The following is a 23682-nucleotide window of genomic DNA, read 5'->3' on the forward strand; positions in this document are numbered from 1 at the left end:
AAAGGACAAATGACAAATGACAATGAACGCATTTCGAGTAGGGGTTGCTGGGCCAGTGGGTTCGGGGAAGACGGCTTTGGTGGATGCTTTGTGTAAGGGATTGCGTGAGCAGTATCAGATTGCGGTGGTGACGAATGATATCTATACTCAGGAGGATGCTCAGTTTTTAGTGCGTTCTCAGGCGTTGGCTAGCGATCGCATTTTGGGTGTAGAAACTGGCGGTTGTCCTCACACTGCCATCCGCGAAGATGCTTCGATGAATTTGGCGGCAATTGAACAATTAGAAGAACGTTTTCTCGATTTGGATTTGGTATTTTTGGAAAGTGGTGGCGATAACTTAGCTGCTACCTTTAGTCCAGAATTGGTGGATTTAACAATTTACGTCATTGATGTTGCGGCTGGTGATAAAATTCCCCGCAAAGGCGGGCCAGGCATTACCAAGTCTGATTTGTTGGTGATTAACAAAACTGACCTAGCACCTTATGTTGGTGCAGATTTAAGTGTGATGGAACGAGATGCTAAAAAAATGCGCGGTGATAAACCTTTTATTTTTACTAATTTGAAAACTCAGTCAGGACTTTCAGATGTAATTAACTTTGTTTGCAAAAATATTTGTTAAAAAAGAATTCTGACTCCTGACTCCTGAATTCTATTTCTATAAAGCCCTTAGATGCCGACTTCGCACCCGTTCAGCACTACCAGTAGGAATCGCAGCAATTAATTTTTGTGTGTATTCCTCTTTGGGTTGTTGGTAGATGCTTTCGGCTGTGCCTTCTTCAACAATTTGACCGCGATTCATGACTAAAATGCGATCGCTCATAAATTTCACTACACTTAAATCGTGAGAAATAAAAATATAAGTAAGCTGAAAGTCTGACTGTAACTCTTTGAGAAGATTTAATACTTGCGCCTGTACGGAAACATCCAGCGCTGAAACTGATTCATCGCAAATGATAAACTTAGGATTCAATGCCAAAGAACGGGCTATGCAAATCCGTTGACGTTGACCGCCAGAAAACTGATGAGGATAGCGGTTAATTGCATCTGCACTCAACCCCACCCGTTCTAAGAGTTCGGTTACTCGCTGCCGTCGTTGTTGCTTTGTCTTCCCCACGGAGTGAATTAACAAAGGTTCCATTACAGCATCCCCAACCTTCATCCGGGGATCAAGGGAACTAAAAGGATTTTGGAAGACTATTTGCATTTCCCGCCGCAGTTTTTGCAACGGTTCTCCTTTGAGGCTAGTAATATCTTGTTTCTCAAAGATAATCTGACCACTAATCGGTTCAATTAAGCGCAGCAAGGTTCTGCCAAGGGTGGTTTTACCGCAACCAGATTCTCCCACCAAACCTACTGTTTCTCCTGGCTTGACATCAAAGGAAACGCCATTGACCGCCATATTGTAGCGTTTTGTCCCACCAAACACCCCGCGCACTGGAAAACCGACTTTCAGGTTGTGGATTTGCAGCAGGGGTTCCAATTCATTAAAATTTGCCAATCTTGCCGCAATCTCTTCTGTAGTCACTTCTATAGGTTGTGCAGGTTCTTTCGCTTGAATTACTACTTGTCCCGTTGGTGTCTCTTCTGCACTCATGTAGTCAGAAACAGTGAGTAATTTTTGGGGACGGCGGTCAAGTGTGGGGCGACAAGCTATCAAACCTTTAGTATATGGATGCTGGGGACTGCTGAAAATTTGCCGAGAAGTACCAGATTCAACAACTTTGCCTTTATACATCACCGCTACTTGGTCAGCAATTTCTGAAATTAGCCCCAAGTCGTGCGTGATGAAAATCATTGCCATGTCACGGCTTTGCTGCAATTCTCGCAACAAATCCAAAATCGTCGCTTGCACTGTCACATCTAAAGCTGTGGTTGGTTCATCGGCAATTAAGATTAATGGGTTGCAAGAAATTGCCATTGCAATCATCACCCGTTGCAACTGACCCCCAGAAAGTTCATGAGGGTAGCGTTCCAGCATGGCTTCTTTGTGTTGTTTAACCAACTGTGCCAACTTTGATGGTTCTAGTTTCGATGTATTGTCGTTGGTTTGATGCGAAGTTTCGATATACTGCTGCTGTATATCTTCATCACTAGGTAGAAGTTTAACCTCTTGTAGACCTGCGATCGCAATTTGTCGTGCTTGGGCTGCTGACACATTTTGATGGCGCACAATCGCTTCTGTTAGCTGAAACCCAATGTTATAAACCGGATTAAGCGAACTCATCGGTTCTTGAAAAATCATGGCGATGTCGCCACCCCGGTGTAACTGCATTTGCTCAGGAGACAATTTTACCAAATCGGTTGCGTTGCCATTCTCCTGCGGACGAAACCAGATTTCACCACCAGTCACTATACCGGGAGTCTGCAACAAACCCATCACAGCTAAGGCTGTCACTGATTTACCACTCCCCGATTCTCCTACTATTCCTAGAGTTTCACCTCGATGCAGCGCAAAGGAAATACCATCCAAAGCTCTGTTAATGTTGCCATCACCGGGAAATTCAACTTGGAGATTGCGAACCTCTAGGACAGTTTCTCTCATAGGAGTTGGGTAGGAATTCTAACTTAAAATTATCTGGATTTTAACAAGAGTTTTGATGTATATGTGAGTAAATATGGTTTTTACACTTTTTGGCAGTTTTATCACATACTTCCACAATATACACGCATTTGCGATGTAGAACTGCTTGTGATTTCTGCAAATTGCGATCGGCTCATGGTATCCTCTTTTTTCAGAGTTCCAGTCTTTACGTAACAGCATTAACTACAGAAAATTGCCACCACTAACAAAACAGCCAGGAGAGGAAACCCGTAAATTGGTTAAGGAGCGATCGCCAGTCTGCAATGTTGAGTTATGCTTTTGCAGTGCTTGTCCTCGTTTTTCTGATTAAACATCTCCAGTAATCATTGCCAGTATAGGTCTGGATTGTGTTGGTATGGTAGAGAGGTTTTGATGAAATGCCAGAAGTACGGCAGGATTATTCAAGATTTGGGCAAACGCGGACACTGGGGATATCGGAATTTACTTCCTCCTTCTGGAAGCAAATAACCCTATTCCGTCAAAGTGGACAGTAAATCATCCAGCGATGCCTGCGGCGGGCTACGCCTACGCTAATCGCTGTTCTGCCCTCCAAAAACATTTGCCGCCACTGTGCTATATCATAAGTTTTGCCAAAATTGACCAAATGTAAGAAGCTGAGGCAATGGAAATAGAGATTAAAATAGAGTTAGTAAAGGTAGGATTTACTTGATTAGGAGGTTCTATGATGACTTTACAAGAAATTATTAATTCTATTGAAAGTTTGCCCACAGAAGATAGAGAGTATTTATTTGAGTTTCTTCACCAGCAACGAATTGAGAATCGGCGGGTTGAAATTTTGGCTAATGCTCAGGAGGTGATACAGGCTTTTAAGGATGGGACAGCTCATAGGGGAAGCGTTGATGATTTGATCGCTGATTTACTCGGAGATGATGATGGAAGTTGTCTGGAGTAGTGGATTTAAGCGCTCTTTTAGGAAGATTACAAAGAAAAACCCGCAATTAAAGAATCAAATTGTTAATGTATTAAGGCTTTTGGCAGATGATCCATTTACACCGTCTTTAAAGTCTCATAAGTTAACAGGAAAATTAGCGGGTTTGTGGTCTTGTTCTGTTGTTTATGATTGTAGAATTATCTTTAATTTATCCGAGGATGAGAAGTTATTAGAAATGGTTATTTTATTGATTAATATTGGCAGCCATGATGAAGTTTATTAAATTGTAAAATAGAGGCTGAAGCTTGGGATTGAGAGATTAAAATTCTCTAACCCTAACTGCTGGATAGCTAAACTAAGCGATGTCTCACGACAAGATGTAATATCATGTCCAGTTGAACGCTTGTCATTGCGAACGGAGTGAAGCAATCGCAGAGAGCTTGTGATTGCTTCGTTCCACTACGTTGCACTCGCAATGACATATCATAAGTAATTTACCGGACATGATATAAAACGTCAACGCAGACAAAAAAATAGCACATCCTCAAGGATGGCTATTTGCAGAAATTATCTAACTGTAATGTTAGTTATTAAACTGAATACACGCTCAACTACCAACTTTAGAAGGGAATATCATCTGGATCTGGTTCTTGCTCTTTTACTGCTGGATAAGTGGTTCGCTCATAATTTGTAGGTTGGGGTACGGGTTCGTAAGTTGTTGTTTGGGGAGTAACACCAACAGGATTTGTCGCTGGGGTAGGTGCTGGACGCGGTGACTCGTAGCTGGGAACATCTTTCTGTGCAGGACGAGATGCTGATGGTTGTCGTGGAGCAGTTTCAGTGAATGATGGAGTTACGGTTGCTGAAGGCAATGGATCGGTATTAAAACTACCTCCAATAGATTGAATTTGTTGCACCGTAAATTCAGCACGTTTTTCTTTAAAACCTTCCATTGCAACAGTATTCATAGTTAAACGTCCTACCAGGATGACGCGATCGCCTTGGTGGTAGTTTTGCTGAATTTCTGTCGCTAAATTCCCCCAGCCGACAACTTTCAGCGTCGCTGGCGGATCTTCTGGTTTCTGGGAATTGGGAAACTGCACTAGCATTTCCGTTACTCCCAAATTATCTGCCGTATAGCGGAGTTGCGGTTCGTTAATAATTTCCGCCATCAAAACGCAGCTGTTCATTAAAATTACTCCTGACTGCAAAAAGTACCGATTGAAAAAGAGAGGGTTTTTCTATGTAGTGCCAATTAATATCTATATAGGTTTAATTGTTTGCATTTTTTAATAATGTTTGAACAAATTTTCTACATCCGCTCTGAGTTTTTAGTCCTTTCTAGCATAAAAGCCAAGCGATCGCTTTGAACAGCATTGAGTATACCGTTCGCCACCCTCGCTTGACTAAATTGAGCATTCAATTCTGCATAGAGTAGTACAATTGTACCACTTATTGATTAAATAGAAAAAATTCTTGCCAAGAATTAAGTCTTAACGTGAACTGGAAAAACACCCAAGGCGATCAACCTGGCTGGAAGGTCGCGCAAGACGGGTAAGCGCAAAAATGCAGGTGGTACAAAGGTGCGATTTGAGGAGAGAACCGGGGCCAATACCCGCTTTTGGATAAAAGTTTGAAACGCCTGAATGATGCGTGTGGGCAACTCACGTTGACGTTGTACTTTTGCTAGGTCACTAAGTTGTACTTGTCCGTTTTTGAGCGGTTTGCTGAGTACATTCGCCGCGACTACAGCATCTTGAATCGCGTAGTTAATGCCAACTCCACCAACGGGGGACATTATATGAGCTGCATCACCGATGAGTAATAGTCCCGGATGATACCAGCGTTTGACACGGCTGGACTCGACAGAGAGAAAAGCTATCTGTGACCAATCATGTAAATTTTGGATGCGTTGCAGAAATTCTGGCACAACTTCGACAACAGATTTTTTTAATTCCTCCAAACCCGCAGCCCGTAGTTGTTGATAGCCTCCTTTGGGGATGATATATGCAACTTGCCACTCATCACCACGGTCAAGCATGGCAATGATTTTACCTTGACCAAAGCGCCCCATTCCCCCCTCCGGGTCTTCTGGCTGACGCGGTAGGCGAAACCAGAGGACATCCATTGGCGGCGAGGTTTCAATGGACTCAAACTCACCCAGGTGGCGTAAACGTGAGTGGCGACCGTCTGCACCCACTGTCAGTATTGCCCGGATTTCGTGCCAGCCACCGCCTCCCCGATAACGGACACCTTGAATTACGCCATTTTCGGCAATTAATTCCTGTACATTCGCACCCATCACCAGATGGAAATTAGGATATTTTTGTGCTTCTTGGGTGATGAACTCCAGAAATTTCACCTGGGGAAGCATTGTAATGTAGGGGTAGTGGGTTTTTAGGTGACTAAAATCTGCGAATGTGACAGTATCTTCAGGAGTTTTAAACCTAATTTGGCGCATTTTGGTATGCGGGAGGTTTAGCAAGCGATCGCTAAGTCCCAATTCTTCCATAATTTCCATCACCGATGGATGAATGGTATCGCCGCGAAAGTCGCGATCGAAGTCTTTGTGTGCTTCCAGCAGCATCACCGAAATGCCTTGACGCGCTAACAACAGCGCCAATACTGTTCCTGCTGGCCCCCCACCCACAATGCAACAATCTGTGGTTTGTACGTCTACAATGTCATGGACAGGATTAATACTTGGGTCTTGGGAAAGATTTTTAGGTATATCGGTAGTCATCACAACACCTCTTGATAGCCCTAAAATTTAGAATAGTTTGCTTTTTATGGTAAAAGCTGTTTTTTTAACTTTTCGTATTTCCCCTGAACGTGTATTATTATGAGCGCTAAACTGTCATTGGTCATTAGTCATTTGTCCAATGCCCCATGCCCAATGCCCCATGCCCAATCTCCAAATTAGTTGTGTCCCAAGTTATTTTAGAAAACGTTTATAAAAGTTTTTCCTCGCGTAAAGAGGAAAGTGTTACCTCACAAACCCCATCTCCCCTCACGCCTGGGGAGAAAACTGATGCAGCGCAAGAACGTGCGGGAAGTGTTAACGTTTTGCGGCGGATTAACCTGACGATCGCAGATGGCGAGTTTATGGTGCTGGTGGGCCCTTCTGGTTGTGGTAAAAGCACTCTGCTGCGGTTAATCGCCGGCTTAGAAGTGATGACTGGCGGTAATATCTGGGTAGGCGATCGCTTAATCAATGACTTACCGCCCAAGGAACGCGACATCGCAATGGTGTTTCAAAATTACGCCCTTTATCCTCACATGACGGTGTATGACAACATCGCTTTTGGGTTACGGCGTAGGGGAAGCAGGGGAGCAGAGGAGCAGAGGAGCAGAGGAGAAAATACTTCCTCGTCTCAATATCTTCAGGCGTGGGCGGAAAATCTTTTTGTGGGGGCGACCAGAAAGTTACCTAAAGGATTGCGCTACATTTCTGACAAAGAACGAGCAGTGAATGAGCAGGTGCGTAGTGTTGCTCAACTGTTGCAAATCGAAACATTGCTGAATCGCTTACCCAAACAGCTATCTGGGGGGCAAAGGCAACGGGTTGCATTGGGACGAGCGATCGCGCGTGACCCCCAAGTATTCTTAATGGATGAGCCGCTTTCTAACTTAGATGCCAAACTGCGGGCGGAAACCCGCGCTCAAATTGTCAAATTGCAGCGTCAATTGGGGACAACGACAATTTACGTTACCCATGACCAAACAGAAGCGATGACAATGGGCGATCGCATTGCGATTATGTCTGAGGGTAAAATTCAGCAAGTTGCTTCTCCCTTAGAACTTTACAACCGTCCTGCCAACCTTTTTGTCGCAGAATTCATTGGTTCACCACCGATGAATTTTATTCCTGTAGAATTTCATGCCCCGCAGTTGATTACTCATTCCCAGTTGCGTTTCACCCTGCCAGAAGTTTGGGGAAAAGCTTTACAAAAATATGATGGGAAAACTCTAATTTTAGGCATTCGTCCAGAACACTTGAACTTGAGTATGCCAGCCACCAAAAATCTACCAGTGCAAGTAGATGTGGTAGAAAATCTCGGCAACGATTCTTTTCTTGCTGTTAAGATTGCCGAACCGGGATCTCAACCTGCTACTACAGCTAAATCCCTACAAGTGCGAATCCCACCAGACCGATTTGTACAACCTGGTGAGCAACTTTGGTTATCGCTAACTCCAGAGAAAATTCACTTTTTTGACCCGGAAAGTGAATTAGCAATATTTCCATAAAATTAATCAACAGAGAAACACAAACTTACCAAATTTTAGATTTTAAATTTTCGATAGACACCATTTATTTGTGAAGCTGTGCTAAACCTTTTGGTTCTTCGGTTAAGGCAAGAGACGGCGATTTATCGCGTCTTTGCGATCATTTATCTTTATTGTGTCAACTATTTGCCATAATGTGTATCTGCCACTTTCCCTCGAAACACAATGTAATTGTAGATGTTGTAGAACAACATAATGGGAATAAGAAATCCAATGAAGATAATCATAAACACTAACGCGCTAGGTGCTGCGGCTGCCTGATAAATTGTGATGCCTGGAGGAATAATATAGGGAAAAACAACTAATCCTAACCCTACAAAGGTAAGTAGGAAAAGCAGCACTGTCCAAACGAGGGGAGTAGTTTCTGCTTTGCGGTTCAGGCTTTGAATCAATAACCAAATCAGCAGCACACCTAAGACTGGAATGATTGAAAATAGATACACTTCTGGCTGATGAAATAACTTTGCCCTGGCATTTTCATACACAACAGGAGTGGCGATCGTGATTAAGATTGCACCTACAAGCGTTGTCCAAGCAGCGAGTTTTGCTGTGCGGTAATGGGACGCTTGTAGTTCTCCCTCAGTTTTTAAGATGAGATAGGTGGAGCCAATCAATACATAACCCTGGATCAATGTCAAGGCAACTAAGAGCGATCGCCAATCGAACCAATCCCACATACTACCGATAAAGTGACCCGCTTCATCCACCTTAATGCCTTCTAAAATGGTGCCCAAGGCGAATCCTTGAAACAGCGCCGCCATGAAACTACCGACTCCAAACGCCACATTCCAAAACACTTTGTTTGTAGAATGCTCTCGAAACTCAAAGGCCACAGCCCGAAAAATCAAGCCAAAGATCATCCCAAAAATGGGAATGTAGAGTGCATTCAAAATGGTGCCATAAGCGAGAGGAAATGCCCCAAACAACGCACCCCCCATCAACACCAACCAGGTTTCATTGGCATCCCAAATATTACCTAAACTCGTCATTAAGATGTCGCGTCGGTCGTCATTGGAACTGGTTAGCGATAGGATGCCTACGCCTAGATCAAACCCGTCTAACATGACGTAGAGAAATAAAAACAGAGCCAAGATAACAAACCAAACTTGTGCTAGAAAGTGTTCTAGATTCTCCATATAGTTACCTATTGATTTACCATACTCAACACTCAGCACTCAACACTCTTTATTGCTCTGCTTCGACAGGACGTTGATCTGGAACAAATTCAGCCGGAGTAGTTTCTGCGGCAGGTTCGGTGTCAATGCCTGGAACCGGAAGTTCCAGATTGGGGCCTTGACGAATGATCCGACTACCAAAAAATAAGGCACAAATAAACAGGGCTGTATAAATTCCAGCAAAAATTAGCAGAGATGTTAAGACCTCACTAGCAGGTAGGTGAGAAACTCCATCTGCCGTGCGAATTTGCCCATAAAGCACCCAAGGTTGCCGCCCAACACAACGCACAATCCAGCCTGATTCGACAGCAATGTAGCCCAGTGGAGCCGCCAAAATCCAGATTCGCAGTAACCATTTCTGTTGAGCGATCGCTTCTGGTGAAAGTTTCCCCCGCAACCACTGAATCACACTGATACCCATCAATCCAGCTAAGAAGAAGCCAATGCCGCTCATAATACGGAAGGAATAATAAATCAAACCCACCATCCGGGGGCGATCTTCAGGCTTCCAATGTTTCAGTCCGAGAACGGGTTTAGAGAGGTTCTGTTTAAATTCCAAAATGTAGCCTAAGCCGTTGGCAATTGAGATTTCCCAATCATTTTTCTCAGTCTTATTATTAGGTAATGCCACCACACTCCAGGGTGCGGGTTGACCGGCGGGACTAGTTTCCCATTTGGCTTCCATTGCGGCTAGCTTGGTGGGCTGATAATCTGCTACCTGCTCGGCGCTGAGGTGTCCGACATAGATTTGTAATGGGGTGACTGCGATCGCAATTGCCAAGACAATTTTAAGCGATCGCGCAAAGAAGGCCTGATGACGGTTATTGAGAATATACCAGGCGCTAATTCCCCCAATCACAAACAGAGACGTTTCCAGCGTCGCCAAAAACATATGCCAGACGCTGTTGAGCATGAAGGGATTTAAAATTGCCTGAAAGTAATCATCGACAACAAACTTCCCGTTCACCATTTCCCCGCCAGCCGGAGTCTGTAACCAAGAGTTGGCTGCTAAAATCCAGAATGTAGATAGGTTTGCACCAAAGGCAACCATAATCGTGGCGAAATAGTGAATCACTGGGTTGACTCGTTCCCAGCCAAACAGCATAATACCCAGAAATCCAGCTTCTAGCATGAATGCCATCGAAGCCTCAAAGCCTAAAATGCTGCCAAAAAAGTCGCCTACTGCTTCGGAAAACGGTGCCCAGTTCGTACCAAATTGAAACTCCATCGGCAAACCGGATGCTACACCAATACCGAAGTTCAACACGTATAGCTTTGCCCAGAAACGAGCATGGTGGTAGTAATTGGGATTGCGTGTTTTGAGCCACATTCCTTCGACGATGACCAGATAAATACCCATCCCAGTGGTGAGAACAGGCCATAGCATGTGAAAGATCGCCGTCAGTGCAAACTGCATCCGCGAGAGGGCAACGGTATCCGACAGAAAATCCATGAACTAACCTCTAAATTCGTTTAAATCTTTACTTGCACAGCATCTTTGGGTTATGGCCGAATGCATTAAAGATACCACTGGGAACACAAGAGGAGTACGAAAATTTTCTCCGTTGTAACTGAGTCTGCCTACACGAGCATTTTGTGGTATTCGATTGCGGTGCGACAAAGTTTGGAGTACCTCAACACGACTTTGAAGTACCTCAAAACGACTTTGAAGTACCTCAAAACGACTTTGGAGTACCTCAAAACGACTTTGGAGTACCTCAAAACGACTTTGGAGTACCTCAACACGACTTTGGAGTACTTCAACACGACTTTGAAGTACCTCAAAACGACTTTGGAGTACCTCAAAACGATTTCTAGGTATAATTTAAACTATTAGCCATATAAAGTATGACTATAAATTCGCCTGTTCCCCAAGATTATCAATATCAATTTGGTGTCAGAATTGGGAATCTCAAGATGAACCGGAACATTTTAGAACGATTCAGGATAGGATTTTAAAAAGAGATGAACAGAAAGCAGCATACTTGTTAGATTTATATCAACAAGTATGGCAATCGCGCGGAATTGATATTGATAGTAGTATTGAACAGAGTGATTTACAGTTAGCGGGAATCGTTGTTAAAAAGGAGAGTAAATTAAAGGTTTATAACCTGATTTATCAAACCATTTTTGACAGCTTATGGATTGAGAAAACTTTAGGCAGTTTGCGCCCTTATGCAGAGAATTATCGTCAGTGGATATTATCAGGAAAACAAGATGAGTCTCGGTTATTGCGGGGTCAAGCTTTAGTAGAAGCGTCAACTTGGGCAAAGAATAAAAGTTTAGGTTTTCAAGATTTAGAATTTTTAGCAGCTAGTCGTAAACGAGAGCGAGAAGAGGAACTAGCAGAAACAGAAAGACAAGCAGAATTAGAAAGAGAAAGGAAAGAAAAGGAAGCAGCAGAAAGGTCTAGACAAATTGAAGCGGAAGCTAAAGAAGAAGCAGAAAGGCAATTAGTAACTGCTAGGAAAAGAATACGTTTTGGAGTGGTAGTTTTATCTGTTACTTTAGGAATTACAGGTTTGTTAGGCATAGGTGCATTTATCCAGTTGCAAACTGCTCACAAAAATACAAATGAACTCAACCAATCTATTGATAAAATTAGAAAATTATCAGCAGTGGCTTCTCAACTGCAACAAAAGGGAAAAACAAACGAAGCCAATCAGTTTTTCAATATTGCAGGTTTAGTTTTGCAGAAGAAAATTAATAATTTTCAGCTAAAAGAGGCTTTATTAAATAGTTCGCTGGTTTTAGGGTATCAATATTTAGCTGATGCTGAAAGCGATTGAGAGTGAGATTCCTGTTAAGTTAGAGTTTGCACAAAGTTTTAAATTACGCAGTCTGGGGTTAATTGAATTTAAAGGAAATGAAGTTCAATGCCTTTGTAATTTATATCGCCTTTATTTTCGAGAACGCCTATCCGAATGATTACACCCAGCGTGAGAGGATGAACCATCAATAATGAGTGGTAAAATGATTAGCGATGTCTACGACGGGCTACGCCTACGCAGCACCAACACCAAAGGCGATCGCACTCTCAAAGTTACTAATTTGTAGAAGTGCTAAAAGATAGTGCAGATGCTTCTAACAGATGCGGATGGTGGCGTTCCCAAAAACTCAAAATCTCTTCGCCAACCTGTTGAGGATAGAAGTAGTGAAAAAAATGATATCCTTCTGGGCATTCCCAGAGCTTATCTTCTGGCTTCAACCAATTTAACCAATCATGCAATACAGTTGAGTTGACTACCGGATCGCTCTTGCTACCACATACCATCATTGGCATCGAAACTCCACCCTTGGGTAAATAAACCAACTTAAATAAAGAGTGTGACGTGGGAGATTGTTCTAAATCTTTATCTAAGGCAGCTACTAACTTTTTAGTGGTATGAGCTGGTTGATTTCCAAAAAGACTGCGAACGCTGCTTGCTAAAACTAGCTCACGGCTGATGCTAAAAAGTTGTCGTTGAAAGTAATAGTGAGCTTGCCAATTGTTTGCAGGTTGAGCTGCTACAGCCAGCAGGGTAAGCGATCGCACTTTTTGCGGAAATCGCCGCGCAAAGGTTAAGGCGATCGCACCACCCATACCATGACCTGCTAAATGCACGGGGCGATCGCGCCATTTTAAAAAGTCATATAGCAAATCCACAGCTTGATCTATGGAACTCGCTTCATCTTTGGTTTGCTGATATTCCCACTGGGCGACATTTATATACCTAGATAAATATTCAAGTAATGGTTTATCAAAACGCTTCAAAATAGGACTAGCATTTAACCACAGAACATCAAATGAATCAGACATAAATACCTATAACTTCTAAATTATCAATTTCAATAAAGGCGCACAGCTAGCTGTGCGCCCCAAATCTCTACAAACCAAATTCTGTCTTCAACTGAGCAACCCAAGTTTTAATTCGCTCGTCTGTTAGATCGGATTGACTACCTTCATCAAGTGCCAACCCAACAAACTTGCCATTTTTCAAAGCTCTAGAATTCTCAAAGTCATATCCCTCAGTTGGCCAGTAACCAACAGTTTTACCGCCTCGCTGGGAAATTTTTTCTTCTAGAATTCCTATTGCATCCTGGAAGTTATCGGCATAGCCATATTGATCTCCATCACCAAAATAGGCAACTAGCTTACCACTAAAATCTATTTCATCTAGATCGGAGAAAAAGCTTTCCCAATCGCTCTGAAGTTGACCAATATCCCAAGTAGGAGAGCCAATAATCAGCAAGTCATACTCATCAAAAGTGCTACTATCCGCCTCGTAAATAGGATGCAATGTCACAATATCATCACCAAACTCATCCCGAATTTTTTCAGCATCAGATTCAGTGTTGCCAGTTTGAGTACCGTAAAACAAACCAATTTTTTTTGACATATTGACACCTGATAAATAAATAGTTATGTGCTTTGCTGAAAAGTCGCCCTGAGAGGTTGGTTAATCCAAGGTTTCCTACTCATCAAGGCATCGACTCCAGTGTTTGAACAGCCACGCAAGTCAAAAGCGTTATCTTTTCAGAAAGTTTGCAAATAGCTGAAATACATCGCCTGCTTAATGAGTATTACTCTCAATAACTCTGAAGATATACTACCAGACTTATTGAGAGTCTTTTTCATTTGCTTTGGTAAACTTTTGTTAAGTATTTCAGAAAACAAACCGAAAACTAGACGAGGCAGTAAGAACTCTCGTACCTTAATTGGTCAGAAACCTCGCATTTACTCGAATAGAAGTAGTGAGATGAACGCCTGAACAAAAAGCATTTCTCAGTTACTGGAGTTTAGACAAAAAGCGATACAAGACTTGATCTTGGAAGAGTTATGTGATATTGTTTTTTAGCTGATTCAAGTACGGTAACTGTGTCGAGTTACCGTACTTTTATATTAAGAGTGAATAATGCACTCTGCAAGAGGATAGTTTAAATCAAACGGAAATTGCCCCTTATGCCAAAAGACTGGTTTGAATGGCACGATCTCTACAATAGTGAACCAAAATTGCAGCAGCGACTGCAAATTGTTCGGGAATATATTTCTCATAGTTTGGATGTATCTTTACCGGGAATCATTCGTGTAGTCAGTGTTTGCGCGGGTGATGGGAGAGATTTATTGGGAACGCTATCAAAGCACTCCCGTACAAAAGATGTGTATGCACGACTCGTTGAACTAGACCCGAAGTTAGTTGAACCTGGAAGACTAGCTATAGAATCAGCTGGTTTGGCAAAGCAAATTGAGTTTGTTAATGGCGATGCCACAAATTCCTCCAATTATGCAGGAGCAGTGCCAGCAGACATTGTGATTGTGTGTGGTATATTCGGCAATTTAGCTGACGAAGCTGAACTGAATCGCTTACTTCGGAACTTAAGTTTATTAAGTAAAAAAGGTTCCTTAATAATTTGGACTCGTGGAGAGACTAAAGATATTCGCCATTCTGATACTGTCCGCAAACTTTTGCGTGAAGCTGATTTTGAAGAAGTTAGTTTTAAGCTCACTCCTACAGGAGATATGGCAGTAGGACTTCATCGTTATCTCGGTGAAGGTTCGGCTTTACTAGAGAATCAACAGTTATTCGTGTTTTCCGGTACCCCAAATAGAGCAGCACAGCCAGTTTTTCAAACCTCTGGAGAATGAATAATGAATCAGACTCTTTTCTAGAACAATTTGCTGAAAGCAGTTTTCAGCTATTTAATCAAGAAAATTGATAAATAGTGCGATCGCTGCTCAAAATATCGATAACGCTTGTAGAGACGCGATTTATCCCGTCTTACGATATCCTCACAAAACATCCCTATGATTACTGGTTTCAAAAATCACCTCGGTAAAGGAGGCTAGAGGGAGTAAGTTTTTTGTGCATTTATGAAATTAATCCAAATACTAAAACTAGCCGTAATTCCGGTTTTGACTATATTTAGCTTTGTGTCTACATCAAATACAGCACTAGCTGACTATTTAAATAGTCAGGGTTCAGGAGGTAATTACCGTTATGAATTATGGTCTAGCGATGATAATAGTCATTACTATTTGAAAATTTGGTCATCTGAAGCAAGTCCAAACAGTGACGCATACTCTACAAGTGGAGCATTCACCTCTACTAGGGAAGCTCTAATTTATTTTGATTGCAATTACGCTGAGAGAAGTTTACCAGAATACCCTCGATGAGAATTTTGAAGCCCCCTCAATATAATTCGTAATTGCTAATTCGTAGTTCGTAATTAAAGAATTCAATTACGAATTACGAATTACGAATTACACTTCGGCTGGTTGATATTCTTGTTGTCTTTCCACAAACGCCTGTACACGGGTGCGGTAGTTTCTCACAGTCTCATCTACCCATTCGCGATCGTTGCTATTTGCATACAAATGCACCAGTGGTTCGCTGGCATCTGGTAAAACTAACAACCAACTGTCATCGTAGGGTTGACAAATTTTTACTCCATCAATTAATTCTAGATTTTGGGCTGGGTGAGTTTCTACCAAGTAACGCATCAAAGCACCCTTGGCTGTCCACGGGCAGCGGACTGTATAAGTTTTGTGAATGACACGGGGCAATTCTGACCGCGCAGCAGCAAGCGATCGCTCTTGTATAGTCAACATCTCAATTATCTTCGCAATGCAGAACATGGAATCAAATCCCGGATGCAGTTGCGGGAAAATAAAACCAGTCTCTCCACTACCTCCCAATACCACATTCGGGTTTTTCTGGCAAGCCTCCATTAAAGCTGTCGGGTTGGCTTTAGTGCGAATCACTCTGCCATCATGGCGACGGGCGACTTGTTCAATAGCACTGGAAGCATGAACTGGTACAACTACTGTTCCTCTGGGGTTAGCGGTTAATATCATGTCTACCATCAGTGCTGTTAAAGTTTCCCCACGAATTGGGTAGCCGGATTCATCAACTAAAATTAGCTGTTCTCCATTAGCGGATACTTGCACGCCAAAGTTAGCTTTTAATGCCTCTACTACATGGCCTAACTGAGTCAGCAATCCTTCGCGATCGGTGATTGACATCGCCGTTTTATTGACACTGGCATTCAGTACGACTGCATCAGCGCCAAATTTATCCAACATTTGGGGTAAAACTGCCCCCGATACTGCATAAACATAATCAATCACCACTTTGGCGCGACTGTTGCGGAGTGTATGAACATGCAACAGTTTCTCAAAAGCAGTGCAGTAGCGCTCCATAACTTGGCTAGGATAAGATACATCGCCAATTTCATGAATTAGCGCCCGCCGCATATCTTCCTTAAAGTAAGCCCCTTCAATTTTCTTTTCCAGGGCTTTGGAGATATTAATGCCCTTAGCATCCATGAATTCAATCAGAATGTAGTCAGGACGATCGGGGTGTACCCGCACATGGATACCACCAGCTACCGACATTGTGGGTATAACTGTGCGGGCAATAGGGATAGCTGTGGCATCGAGATTTTGAATATCAATACCTACAGACATTAAACCAGCAATGAGCGATCGCGTCACCATCCGAGAAACATTACGCTGGTCACGGGAAACCGTTACTTTAGAACCAGGTTTCAAAGTAGAACCGTAAGCAGATCCCAATTTCACAGCGAATTCTGGGGTGATGTCGATATTCGCTAAACCTTGGACACCACGTTGCCCAAATAAATTCCGTTGGGCGGTGTTTCCCCAAATCAAGTTAATGTTTAAAACTGCCCCTGACTCAATCTTTTTACTGGGCCAAACACGTACACCAGGGCTAATTTGCGCTTCTTCTCCCACGGTTGAAAGCGAACCCACAACAGCCGCTTCTAATACATGGGCGCGGCGGTCTACACGAGTGCCACGGGAAATTACACAGGCAGAAAGATGTGCTTCATCGCCAATAAATGCCCCATTCCACACTATGGGACGTTTGAGACTAGCATCAGCACCAATAGTCACATTATCCCCAATTACGGTTCCTGCCTCAATCTGTACTCTTGCGCCAATCCGACAATTGTCACCAATCACTGCTGGGGTTTCAATCACAGCCGTCTGGTCAATATAAGTATTTTGGCCTACCCATAATTCATGGGAAACTTCTTTGTAGGCAAAATCTAATTGTACTTTCCGATCCAAGGCATCATACTGAGCTTCACGATAGGCATCTAAGTGACCGACATCACACCAGTAACCTTGAGCGATGTAACCATACATTGGCTCATCTTTTGCTAGTAGCAAGGGAAATAAGTCTTTGGAAAAGTCACATTCAACGTTTGCTGGCAGATATTCCAAAACTTCTGGTTCGAGAATGTAAGTACCAGTGTTGACGGTATCAGAAAAAATTTCACTACTAGAGGGTTTTTCTAAAAATCGCCGAATCCGGGCTTCCTCATCGGTAATCACTACTCCAAATTCAATCGGGTTGGGAACCCTGGTTAAAATCAAAGTAGCTTTTGACTTATTTTGTTTGTGAAATGCGATCGCTGCTGTGAGGTCAAAATCTGTTATGCTATCACCGCTAATGACTAAAAAAGTTTCATCAAGAAGTTCGGCAATGTTTTTCACACAGCCAGCTGTACCCAAAGGCTGATCTTCTTCGACAGCATAAGTCATCTGGACACCAAAATCGCTGCCATCTTGGAAATAGTCTCGCAAGACATCAGGTAAATAATGCAATGTCGCAATAACTTCTGTAATTTGATGTCGTTTGAGGAGATTGATAATATGTTCGGCAATTGGTCGATTTAGAATCGGCACCATCGGTTTGGGCAGATCGCAAGTTAACGGGCGAAGCCGCGTTCCCGAACCCCCTGCCATGAGTACTGCACGCATAAATCCTCCTTAACTAGTTACAGCTTTCGCTGCTTGAAAATGTGTCAGATATATTTTGTTCTTCTTTCTCTAGTCTCCTATGGATATTCATATTTGAGGAACTTCCACAAGATGCATATAGATTGGGGATTGGGCATGGGGCATTGGGCATTGGGCATTGGGCAGGGGGAAAAACTTACTGCAACTTCTCCTCTGCTCCTCCGCTTCCCTGCTCCCCTGCTCCCCATTCCCCAGCTTATTGGCAATGATAAAGTTCATATTCGTAGCCGTCTACGGTTGGCAAAGATTGAGTATCAGATACGCATGTTTTGACGGTTTCTGCTACGGGTGCGTGAAAGTTTACCAGCCACAAGTCAAAAGGTCGTGGTAATTTTTTTAAAGTATTTTCTAGAGCAATGGTGGAAGCATTCGGATCTTGGTTTTGATGAGCGAGGAGAAACAGAGGATTTTGGAGTGAATTTGCAAGTTTAATCTCCCTCGCAACTCCCATCATTTCCCCAGTGTGTACATAAGTTTTGTGGGTGGTGGCAATCAATACTGGTGTTGGGGATGTTTGTTGAATTAGTTGCACAAACAGGTCAGGGCGATAATATTTTTGATAGCCGAGATTGCAGATTACTGTAACTGCACTGAAAAATCCCATTAACCAAATTAACGTTACGGCTTTTTTCCCGCTTATTCCCCATTTACCTATGCTTGTTATCCCATTTTTCCCTTGCTTTGTTTCCATCTGGGGAGGATGCCAACAAACTGCAAGACTTGCGCCTAGTAAAACCACGATCGAGGGAAAGTAAACAAAGTTATATCTAGCACCCCTAGTAAGATCAATACCCAAAAAGTACGTAAAGATAAAGAATAAAGCGATCGCACCGGTAACTACTCCCGCAAGCACCTGAATCATTATCCGGGTTTCTGGTTGCTGTAGTTGAATTTTAATCCCACGCAGCAAAATTGGGACTGCCCAAATAAAGAAAGTCAGCATCACTACCCCAGAAGGAATCACAATCAAAGCTTGAGAAGATTCAACTGGTAATAGGGAAATCATTGCAATCAATGTTCCTAAAGCTTGAAAAATTGGGCTTAACCAATCTAGCCCAACGCGCGAACCTCGAATCCACTCGGTCAAAGCACCACGATTTTCATTCTCTAACAAGGTTGGTATCCAAATTAAACCCGCTACACAAGTACCTATAGCAACGGCATAAATGCGCCGCCAGGGAGGAGAAAAGAGGAGAGAAAATTTGCTGCTGGTTTGCAATTGATGCCAAGCCAGAAAAATCAAAACTACGACTTCTGTGCAAAGGGTAAGGGTGAAAAAATAATGAGTAGCAATACCTAAAGCATTAATTCCTATCCAGAAAAGTGCTACCCATATAGGTAAAGGTGTGCGGTTTTGAATATGACGTGTGGCAATTACTAAGCAGGTGAGGGAACCAATTACCCATAAGATTGCCAAAGTGTAATGACGCGCTTCTTGTGCTAAAAATACGCCATAAGGTGATACTGCCATCATGGCAGCAGTCAAGTGTCCCACTAATCGCGAACGAAACGCTACTCTACCTAATACGTAAACACACGGGATAGATGCAGCACCGATTATCGCTGGTAGCAATCGCGCCGCAAACAGCGATACTAATCCTCCATCGCTGGGAAATAATTTCATCCACAGGTAAGCCAGCACAAAATACAGTGGTGGATGACTATCTTGTGTGGCTAAGTTATGAATAACATCACCAATACTAGTCGCTGGGTTTGGTTGCAGTGGTTGTAATAAGATATCAGGTGCGATCGCTTGATCGAGGGGAACTGATAAGAAAGTATTCCCCAAGCTAAACACCAAGGTGGCAAACTCATCAGTCCAAGGAGGCTTTGCAGTCAAGTTGACCAGGCGCAAGCTGATGCCGACAATCAACCACACTAAGATCAGCAAGGGATTAACCCAGGAAGGAGGAAGGCGATGCCAATTATGCCAATGCTTGCGTTGTGAGCCAGAGTTTTTATCTGCCAGAGGCAGGAAATGGGTAGCAGATGCAGATAGCAACGAGATAATTTGTTTGTAAAAATAAAATGCACCTTGGAAAAGAACTCTCATTGCTGGGCCTCACACTCATGGATTTGTAGATTTGACGTTTGAGATTTAAGTTCGTTCTAAAATCTAAAAACAAAAATCTAAAGCTCAAATCCCTCGTTGTGATTATTTCACGTCTGTGACGCGCCAGCTAAGTTTCAAATTAATCCAGAAATTCCAGATGGTAGCAACTGCGATCGCGATCAACTTAGCTAAATACTGATTTATTTCCAAGACATTATAGAGAAAGTTAATTATTAGAGCTTGTAATATAACTCCTGCCAAACAGACTGCACTAAACTTCAAGAATCGCTTGAAACGTTGATGCAAAGCACGTTGCCCTTGAGAAATATCACTAAAAGTCCATACATCATTCCATAGAAAATTATTTACGATTGCCACTCCGGCCGAAAGAATCGTACTGCGAGTTAAACCTAAATGAATTACAGTACGCAGCAAGTGAAACACCGTTAAATCGACAAACACACCACTAAAGCCAACAAACCCAAAACGGACAAATCGACCGACGGGAAAATTGATTTTCCTATTCAATCGTCCGACTTTCCCTGTGGAGAGCCGCAATCGCACTAAGTGGTGGATGTAATCTATATATTGCTTCCATGTCACCTTACTCTCGCCCTCTTTGCGTTCGCAAAAGACATACCCAACCTCGGCAACTTGGTCTACTTTTCCCCGGCCAATTACTTCTAGGAGAATTTTATATCCAACTGGATTGAGTGTTGCACCTGCGATCGCACTCCGGCGCACCATAAAATAACCACTCATTGGGTCAGAAACTCTGCCCAATACCCCCGGTAAGATCACCAAGCCTAACAACTGAGCGCCACGAGACAAAAAACGCCTAACAACACTCCAGCTACTAACACCGCCTCCTTCTACATGACGGCTAGCTACTGCCAAATCTGCTCCTTGCTCAATATTACCCAACAGTTGTATTAATACCTCTGGTGGATGCTGCAAATCTCCATCAATCACCCCCAACACACTCCCCGTAGCTGCTTGCCACCCACGAATCACCGCTGAGGACAATCCCCGTTCTTGTTGGCGTCGCATCACTCGCAACTGGGGATATTCTGTCGTCAAAGATTGCGCTATTTCCCAGGTTCGGTCTGGGCTATCATCATCTACCACTATTAGTTCATAGTTTCCTGCAATAGATTCATCCAGTAATTGACTCAATATGCTGACTACATTTTTGATGTTGTCACGCTCTTTATAAGTAGGAATTACTAGAGAAAGATGAATATAATTATCATCTGTACCCACGGGGTTGGGGGGCAACTCGGAAATCTTTAGTGGGCCAGTTGAGACTGTTAACAGCGAGTTGGATGAGTTTGTTTTCATATTCCAAATTGCAAAACGAGGGTGTGTAAAGTCTGTGGAAAATAGAGTCAAACATCTGCTGACTTTATTGACTCAACCTAGTTACTTAAAACTTGAGGAATACTTTTGTTACAGTTAGCCGTCGTGAAAGTTTAGTAATTACCGTACTTCGATTCACAGTATTTTCCTAAATTTCATCTAAATTTTACATCTTGCCCCTTGTTTTTATGATATTATACGAAAAATTACGTATTTCTTAGGGAAACATCTTGTACTTTTAAGTAAACTGAGTCAATAAATATACAGTTTATTAAGCATATTTTGATGATTTTTTATACTAGGGGAAATATTAATTTAATATTGAGTATCGGAGATTGTAGTGATGTGCTTGTATATTATTGTTGTTACAGCAAGGTAAGAATAAAGTGCAAATGCTAATTGTATAAGCTTGTTATGCCCGTAAAAATATACTTTTTGATGCAACAATTATTGAATTAATTAGACACTACAAAACAAAGAAAAATCAAAATAATTTTTTGAGAAATTTTTATAGCTATTTATTAATTGTAAGAAAAGCTAGAGATTCCTGTTTGATTAAAAAAAAACGAACTACTCCATCAGGTAAGAGGCAGTTAATGTTTCGTTATTACCTGTTTTTAGGAGTAATTTGATCGACAAAATGAGACTAGATATTTACAGTCCCATTTTGCCAGATTTGTCAACGTTTAGTAATATAAAAAATAAGCTTAACAAAAATTAATATGCTACTAAATAAGTATACTATTTAGTAGGCACTGGATTGAAAATATGTCAAAAGTAACACTATAAAATCCCCCAATAGGGCATTGCAAAAAAGAGATAAATTTTGTTTGTTATTAAAATGATGGCGTAGTCTTATTGCTTGTTTTGAGTAAATGAACCTCTAAAAATACAGGGTAGATCATGCATATTCCTGATGGATTTGTTTCTATTCCGGTGGCAGGGGCTACTGGTTTAGCGAGTGCGGCAGCGCTGTTTGTTGCCTTCGGGCGATCGCAAGAGGCTTTTGGTATTCGTCGTGCCCCGATATTGGGACTAACCACCGCCTTCATTTTTGCTGCCCAGATGATCAATTTTCCAGTAGCAGGAGGTACTAGTGGTCACTTGTTAGGGGGAACCTTAGCTGCGATCGTTTTGGGCAGTCCTTGGGCAGGAACATTGTGTCTCGCCACAGTTTTAATTATTCAAGCTGTGCTATTTGCTGATGGTGGCATTACAGCCTTGGGAGCAAATATTTTTAACATGGCAGTAGTTGGAGTTTGGGTTGGCTGGGTTTTAACCGAAACCTTGCAACGGTTGTTTGGGGGATCAAAAGGGCGCTTACCCTTGGCTGCTGGAATCGCAGCTGGTGTGAGTGTAGTGGTAGCTGCGATCGCTTGTGCCATTGAATTAGCCCTCTCTGGAACTGCACCCGTAGCCATAGTTTTACCAGCCATGACTGGCGTGCATATTTTGATTGGCATTGGTGAAGGAATGATTACCGGGAGTGTGCTGACTTATCTGGCCAGAGCCAGACCAGATTTGTTACCAGGCGAACAACACGAGTTTCGTGGCTGGTCAGTACCCATTGTCACTATTTTCTTGATTGCGGGAGTGCTGTCACTCTTTGCTTCAGCATGGCCCGATGGTTTGGAGAAAGTTGCCGAAAATACTGGCTTCCTCAACTTAGCCGAGAGAGTACGGATAATTGTGCCGACTCCCTTAGCTAACTATGGAATTGAAGGTTTGGGGCCAATTGGCACTAGTATTGCCGGACTGGTGGGAGCTGCGGTTTGCTTTGCTGTTGCCTTTGGAATTGCCAAGGTAGTGAAACCGAAGAATGCTTAAACTTTCCTTACCGCTACGCTTGCAACTGTCTCTAGTAATTGTGGTGGGAGCAGCTTTATTAAAGCATCATGCCTGGTATGGACTAAGTATATATGGCGCGATCGCACTTTTATGGGCTTGCTTCTTGCGCGTACCAATTCGCCAATTGGGAGGATTACTCGGTACAGAATTGATTTTTTTGTCATTGCTAGCATTGCCCTTGGGATGGGAACGAGCCAGTTTTTTGCTAGTTCGTTCGCTGGTTTGTTTGGTGACGATGAATAGTTTTTTGTTAACCTTACCGCCCCACAGTTTCGGCATTGCCCTGAAAACCTTACCAGTACCAGCACCTTTAAAGGAAAACTTGTTATTAGCTGGGCAATATATGGAAATTTTGCTCTCAGAAGTAACGCGAATGCGGCGCAGCGCCCAGCTACGCGGTCTGAATGGAACTACAGGATGGTTGCGCTATGCCAGTGCTGCGATGATTGGAGCTTTGTATCTCCGTAGTTTAGATAGAGCAGAGCGAGTCTATGCGGCAATGGTAGCTCGTGGTTACAACGGACAATTACCCATAGATTCTACCCTCAGACCAAAAGAACGTTTTGCCCTATTACTAGCTTGGGCGATCGCTGCTAGTGTAACCCTAACTTCTTACAAAATTTAACCCACTCCCCATTACAGACGCGACTAATCGCGTCTCTACTCCCTTACATATTG

At 42.7% G+C, this 23682-nt stretch carries 20 protein-coding genes; 10 read left to right on the forward strand and 10 right to left on the reverse strand.

From position 1 onward, the window contains the following. Window positions 1-22: 22 nt before the first annotated feature. Window positions 23-619 (forward strand): urease accessory protein UreG, encoded by a 597-nt coding sequence (ureG, locus tag HWQ42_RS29180; RefSeq protein ID WP_292818045.1) that lies wholly within the window; start codon window positions 23-25, stop codon window positions 617-619. Window positions 620-655: 36 nt separating this feature from the next. Here ureG and HWQ42_RS29185 read toward each other — a convergent pair whose 3' ends face one another. Then, window positions 656-2542 (reverse strand): ABC transporter ATP-binding protein, encoded by a 1887-nt coding sequence (locus HWQ42_RS29185; RefSeq protein ID WP_292818047.1) that lies wholly within the window; start codon window positions 2540-2542, stop codon window positions 656-658. A 721-nt stretch (window positions 2543-3263) separates the two neighbouring features. Between HWQ42_RS29185 and HWQ42_RS29190 the strand changes: the two genes are divergently transcribed. Together HWQ42_RS29190 and HWQ42_RS29195 are read left to right on the forward strand one after the other, a co-directional pair. Then, window positions 3264-3494 carry a hypothetical protein gene (locus tag HWQ42_RS29190; RefSeq protein ID WP_292818049.1) on the forward strand — a complete coding sequence of 77 codons (231 nt, stop codon included), beginning with the start codon at window positions 3264-3266 and terminating at the stop codon, window positions 3492-3494. Continuing rightward, window positions 3475-3756, forward strand: coding sequence for a type II toxin-antitoxin system YafQ family toxin (locus HWQ42_RS29195; protein ID WP_334813225.1), 282 nt, complete (start codon window positions 3475-3477; stop codon window positions 3754-3756). Before HWQ42_RS29190 ends, HWQ42_RS29195 begins: the two co-directional genes overlap by 20 nt. A gap of 337 nt (window positions 3757-4093) precedes the next feature. On the opposite strand, the gene HWQ42_RS29200 is transcribed toward HWQ42_RS29195, so the two are convergent. Both HWQ42_RS29200 and HWQ42_RS29205 read right to left on the reverse strand, forming a co-directional pair. Then, window positions 4094-4663, reverse strand: coding sequence for a single-stranded DNA-binding protein (locus tag HWQ42_RS29200; RefSeq protein ID WP_292818053.1), 570 nt, complete (start codon window positions 4661-4663; stop codon window positions 4094-4096). Between the two features lie 296 nt (window positions 4664-4959). Next, window positions 4960-6216 carry an FAD-dependent oxidoreductase gene (locus tag HWQ42_RS29205; protein WP_292818055.1) on the reverse strand — a complete coding sequence of 419 codons (1257 nt, stop codon included), beginning with the start codon at window positions 6214-6216 and terminating at the stop codon, window positions 4960-4962. Between the two features lie 182 nt (window positions 6217-6398). Between HWQ42_RS29205 and HWQ42_RS29210 the strand changes: the two genes are divergently transcribed. Further along, window positions 6399-7721 carry an ABC transporter ATP-binding protein gene (locus HWQ42_RS29210; protein WP_292818057.1) on the forward strand — a complete coding sequence of 441 codons (1323 nt, stop codon included), beginning with the start codon at window positions 6399-6401 and terminating at the stop codon, window positions 7719-7721. 161 nt (window positions 7722-7882) lie between these two features. On the opposite strand, the gene cydB is transcribed toward HWQ42_RS29210, so the two are convergent. Together cydB and HWQ42_RS29220 are read right to left on the reverse strand one after the other, a co-directional pair. Continuing rightward, a complete protein-coding gene (cydB, locus tag HWQ42_RS29215) occupies window positions 7883-8896 on the reverse strand; it encodes a cytochrome d ubiquinol oxidase subunit II (protein WP_292818059.1) in 1014 nt (337 codons plus the stop codon). A gap of 49 nt (window positions 8897-8945) precedes the next feature. Beyond that, complete coding sequence (locus HWQ42_RS29220) at window positions 8946-10388, reverse strand: cytochrome ubiquinol oxidase subunit I (protein ID WP_292818061.1); 1443 nt, start codon at window positions 10386-10388, stop codon at window positions 8946-8948. 143 nt (window positions 10389-10531) lie between these two features. On the opposite strand from HWQ42_RS29220, the gene HWQ42_RS29225 reads away from it, so the two are divergent. The 3 genes from HWQ42_RS29225 to HWQ42_RS29235 all read left to right on the forward strand — a co-directional run bounded on the left by HWQ42_RS29225 (window position 10532) and on the right by HWQ42_RS29235 (window position 11863). Beyond that, window positions 10532-10753 carry a hypothetical protein gene (locus HWQ42_RS29225; protein ID WP_292818063.1) on the forward strand — a complete coding sequence of 74 codons (222 nt, stop codon included), beginning with the start codon at window positions 10532-10534 and terminating at the stop codon, window positions 10751-10753. A gap of 167 nt (window positions 10754-10920) precedes the next feature. Further along, complete coding sequence (locus HWQ42_RS29230) at window positions 10921-11724, forward strand: hypothetical protein (RefSeq protein WP_292818065.1); 804 nt, start codon at window positions 10921-10923, stop codon at window positions 11722-11724. Beyond that, window positions 11708-11863: an AAA-like domain-containing protein gene (locus HWQ42_RS29235; RefSeq protein WP_292818067.1), complete on the forward strand. Its 156-nt coding sequence runs from the start codon at window positions 11708-11710 to the stop codon at window positions 11861-11863. The genes HWQ42_RS29230 and HWQ42_RS29235 overlap by 17 nt, the downstream gene beginning before the upstream one ends. A 118-nt stretch (window positions 11864-11981) precedes the next feature. Here the strand turns inward: HWQ42_RS29235 and HWQ42_RS29240 are convergent, their stop codons facing one another. Together HWQ42_RS29240 and fldA are read right to left on the reverse strand one after the other, a co-directional pair. Beyond that, window positions 11982-12734: an alpha/beta fold hydrolase gene (locus HWQ42_RS29240; RefSeq protein WP_292818069.1), complete on the reverse strand. Its 753-nt coding sequence runs from the start codon at window positions 12732-12734 to the stop codon at window positions 11982-11984. A 67-nt stretch (window positions 12735-12801) separates the two neighbouring features. Next, a complete protein-coding gene (gene fldA / locus HWQ42_RS29245) occupies window positions 12802-13314 on the reverse strand; it encodes a flavodoxin FldA (RefSeq protein WP_292741086.1) in 513 nt (170 codons plus the stop codon). A gap of 563 nt (window positions 13315-13877) precedes the next feature. Between fldA and HWQ42_RS29250 the strand changes: the two genes are divergently transcribed. Next, a complete protein-coding gene (locus HWQ42_RS29250) occupies window positions 13878-14561 on the forward strand; it encodes a class I SAM-dependent methyltransferase family protein (protein WP_292818071.1) in 684 nt (227 codons plus the stop codon). Window positions 14562-15176: 615 nt separating this feature from the next. On the opposite strand, the gene HWQ42_RS29255 is transcribed toward HWQ42_RS29250, so the two are convergent. The 3 genes from HWQ42_RS29255 to HWQ42_RS29265 all read right to left on the reverse strand — a co-directional run bounded on the left by HWQ42_RS29255 (window position 15177) and on the right by HWQ42_RS29265 (window position 21138). Beyond that, on the reverse strand, window positions 15177-17705 hold the full coding sequence (locus HWQ42_RS29255; protein ID WP_292818073.1) for a mannose-1-phosphate guanyltransferase: 2529 nt from the start codon (window positions 17703-17705) through the stop codon (window positions 15177-15179). A gap of 235 nt (window positions 17706-17940) precedes the next feature. Further along, window positions 17941-19797 (reverse strand): glycosyltransferase, encoded by a 1857-nt coding sequence (locus tag HWQ42_RS29260; RefSeq protein ID WP_292818076.1) that lies wholly within the window; start codon window positions 19795-19797, stop codon window positions 17941-17943. A 102-nt stretch (window positions 19798-19899) separates the two neighbouring features. Continuing rightward, entirely contained in the window at window positions 19900-21138 is a 1239-nt protein-coding gene (locus HWQ42_RS29265) for a glycosyltransferase (protein WP_292818078.1), read from the reverse strand. Between the two features lie 921 nt (window positions 21139-22059). On the opposite strand from HWQ42_RS29265, the gene HWQ42_RS29270 reads away from it, so the two are divergent. Together HWQ42_RS29270 and HWQ42_RS29275 are read left to right on the forward strand one after the other, a co-directional pair. Further along, window positions 22060-22983: an energy-coupling factor ABC transporter permease gene (locus HWQ42_RS29270; RefSeq protein WP_292818080.1), complete on the forward strand. Its 924-nt coding sequence runs from the start codon at window positions 22060-22062 to the stop codon at window positions 22981-22983. Further along, window positions 22976-23629, forward strand: coding sequence for an energy-coupling factor transporter transmembrane protein EcfT (locus HWQ42_RS29275; protein ID WP_292818082.1), 654 nt, complete (start codon window positions 22976-22978; stop codon window positions 23627-23629). Before HWQ42_RS29270 ends, HWQ42_RS29275 begins: the two co-directional genes overlap by 8 nt. Window positions 23630-23682 lie beyond the last annotated feature (53 nt).

This window comes from Nostoc sp. JL23 (assembly GCF_017115065.1).
GTDB classification, from domain to species: Bacteria; Cyanobacteriota; Cyanobacteriia; order Cyanobacteriales; family Nostocaceae; genus Nostoc; species Nostoc punctiforme_A.

Bases quoted from the DNA above. Each gene is read 5' to 3' on its own strand.
- HWQ42_RS29185 (WP_292818047.1), bottom strand. From the start codon at position 2,542: ATGAGAGAAACTGTCCTAGAGGTTCGCAATCTCCAAGTTGAATTTCCC.
- HWQ42_RS29265 (WP_292818078.1), bottom strand. From the start codon at position 21,138: ATGAAAACAAACTCATCCAACTCGCTGTTAACAGTCTCAACTGGCCCA.
- HWQ42_RS29235 (WP_292818067.1), top strand. From the start codon at position 11,708: ATGCTGAAAGCGATTGAGAGTGAGATTCCTGTTAAGTTAGAGTTTGCA.
- HWQ42_RS29220 (WP_292818061.1), bottom strand. From the start codon at position 10,388: ATGGATTTTCTGTCGGATACCGTTGCCCTCTCGCGGATGCAGTTTGCA.
- HWQ42_RS29270 (WP_292818080.1), top strand. From the start codon at position 22,060: ATGCATATTCCTGATGGATTTGTTTCTATTCCGGTGGCAGGGGCTACT.
- HWQ42_RS29250 (WP_292818071.1), top strand. From the start codon at position 13,878: ATGCCAAAAGACTGGTTTGAATGGCACGATCTCTACAATAGTGAACCA.
- HWQ42_RS29240 (WP_292818069.1), bottom strand. From the start codon at position 12,734: ATGTCTGATTCATTTGATGTTCTGTGGTTAAATGCTAGTCCTATTTTG.
- HWQ42_RS29190 (WP_292818049.1), top strand. From the start codon at position 3,264: ATGATGACTTTACAAGAAATTATTAATTCTATTGAAAGTTTGCCCACA.
- HWQ42_RS29195 (WP_334813225.1), top strand. From the start codon at position 3,475: ATGGAAGTTGTCTGGAGTAGTGGATTTAAGCGCTCTTTTAGGAAGATT.
- HWQ42_RS29200 (WP_292818053.1), bottom strand. From the start codon at position 4,663: ATGAACAGCTGCGTTTTGATGGCGGAAATTATTAACGAACCGCAACTC.
- ureG (WP_292818045.1), top strand. From the start codon at position 23: ATGAACGCATTTCGAGTAGGGGTTGCTGGGCCAGTGGGTTCGGGGAAG.
- HWQ42_RS29205 (WP_292818055.1), bottom strand. From the start codon at position 6,216: ATGACTACCGATATACCTAAAAATCTTTCCCAAGACCCAAGTATTAAT.
- cydB (WP_292818059.1), bottom strand. From the start codon at position 8,896: ATGGAGAATCTAGAACACTTTCTAGCACAAGTTTGGTTTGTTATCTTG.
- HWQ42_RS29260 (WP_292818076.1), bottom strand. From the start codon at position 19,797: ATGAGAGTTCTTTTCCAAGGTGCATTTTATTTTTACAAACAAATTATC.
- HWQ42_RS29255 (WP_292818073.1), bottom strand. From the start codon at position 17,705: ATGCGTGCAGTACTCATGGCAGGGGGTTCGGGAACGCGGCTTCGCCCG.
- HWQ42_RS29275 (WP_292818082.1), top strand. From the start codon at position 22,976: ATGCTTAAACTTTCCTTACCGCTACGCTTGCAACTGTCTCTAGTAATT.
- fldA (WP_292741086.1), bottom strand. From the start codon at position 13,314: ATGTCAAAAAAAATTGGTTTGTTTTACGGTACTCAAACTGGCAACACT.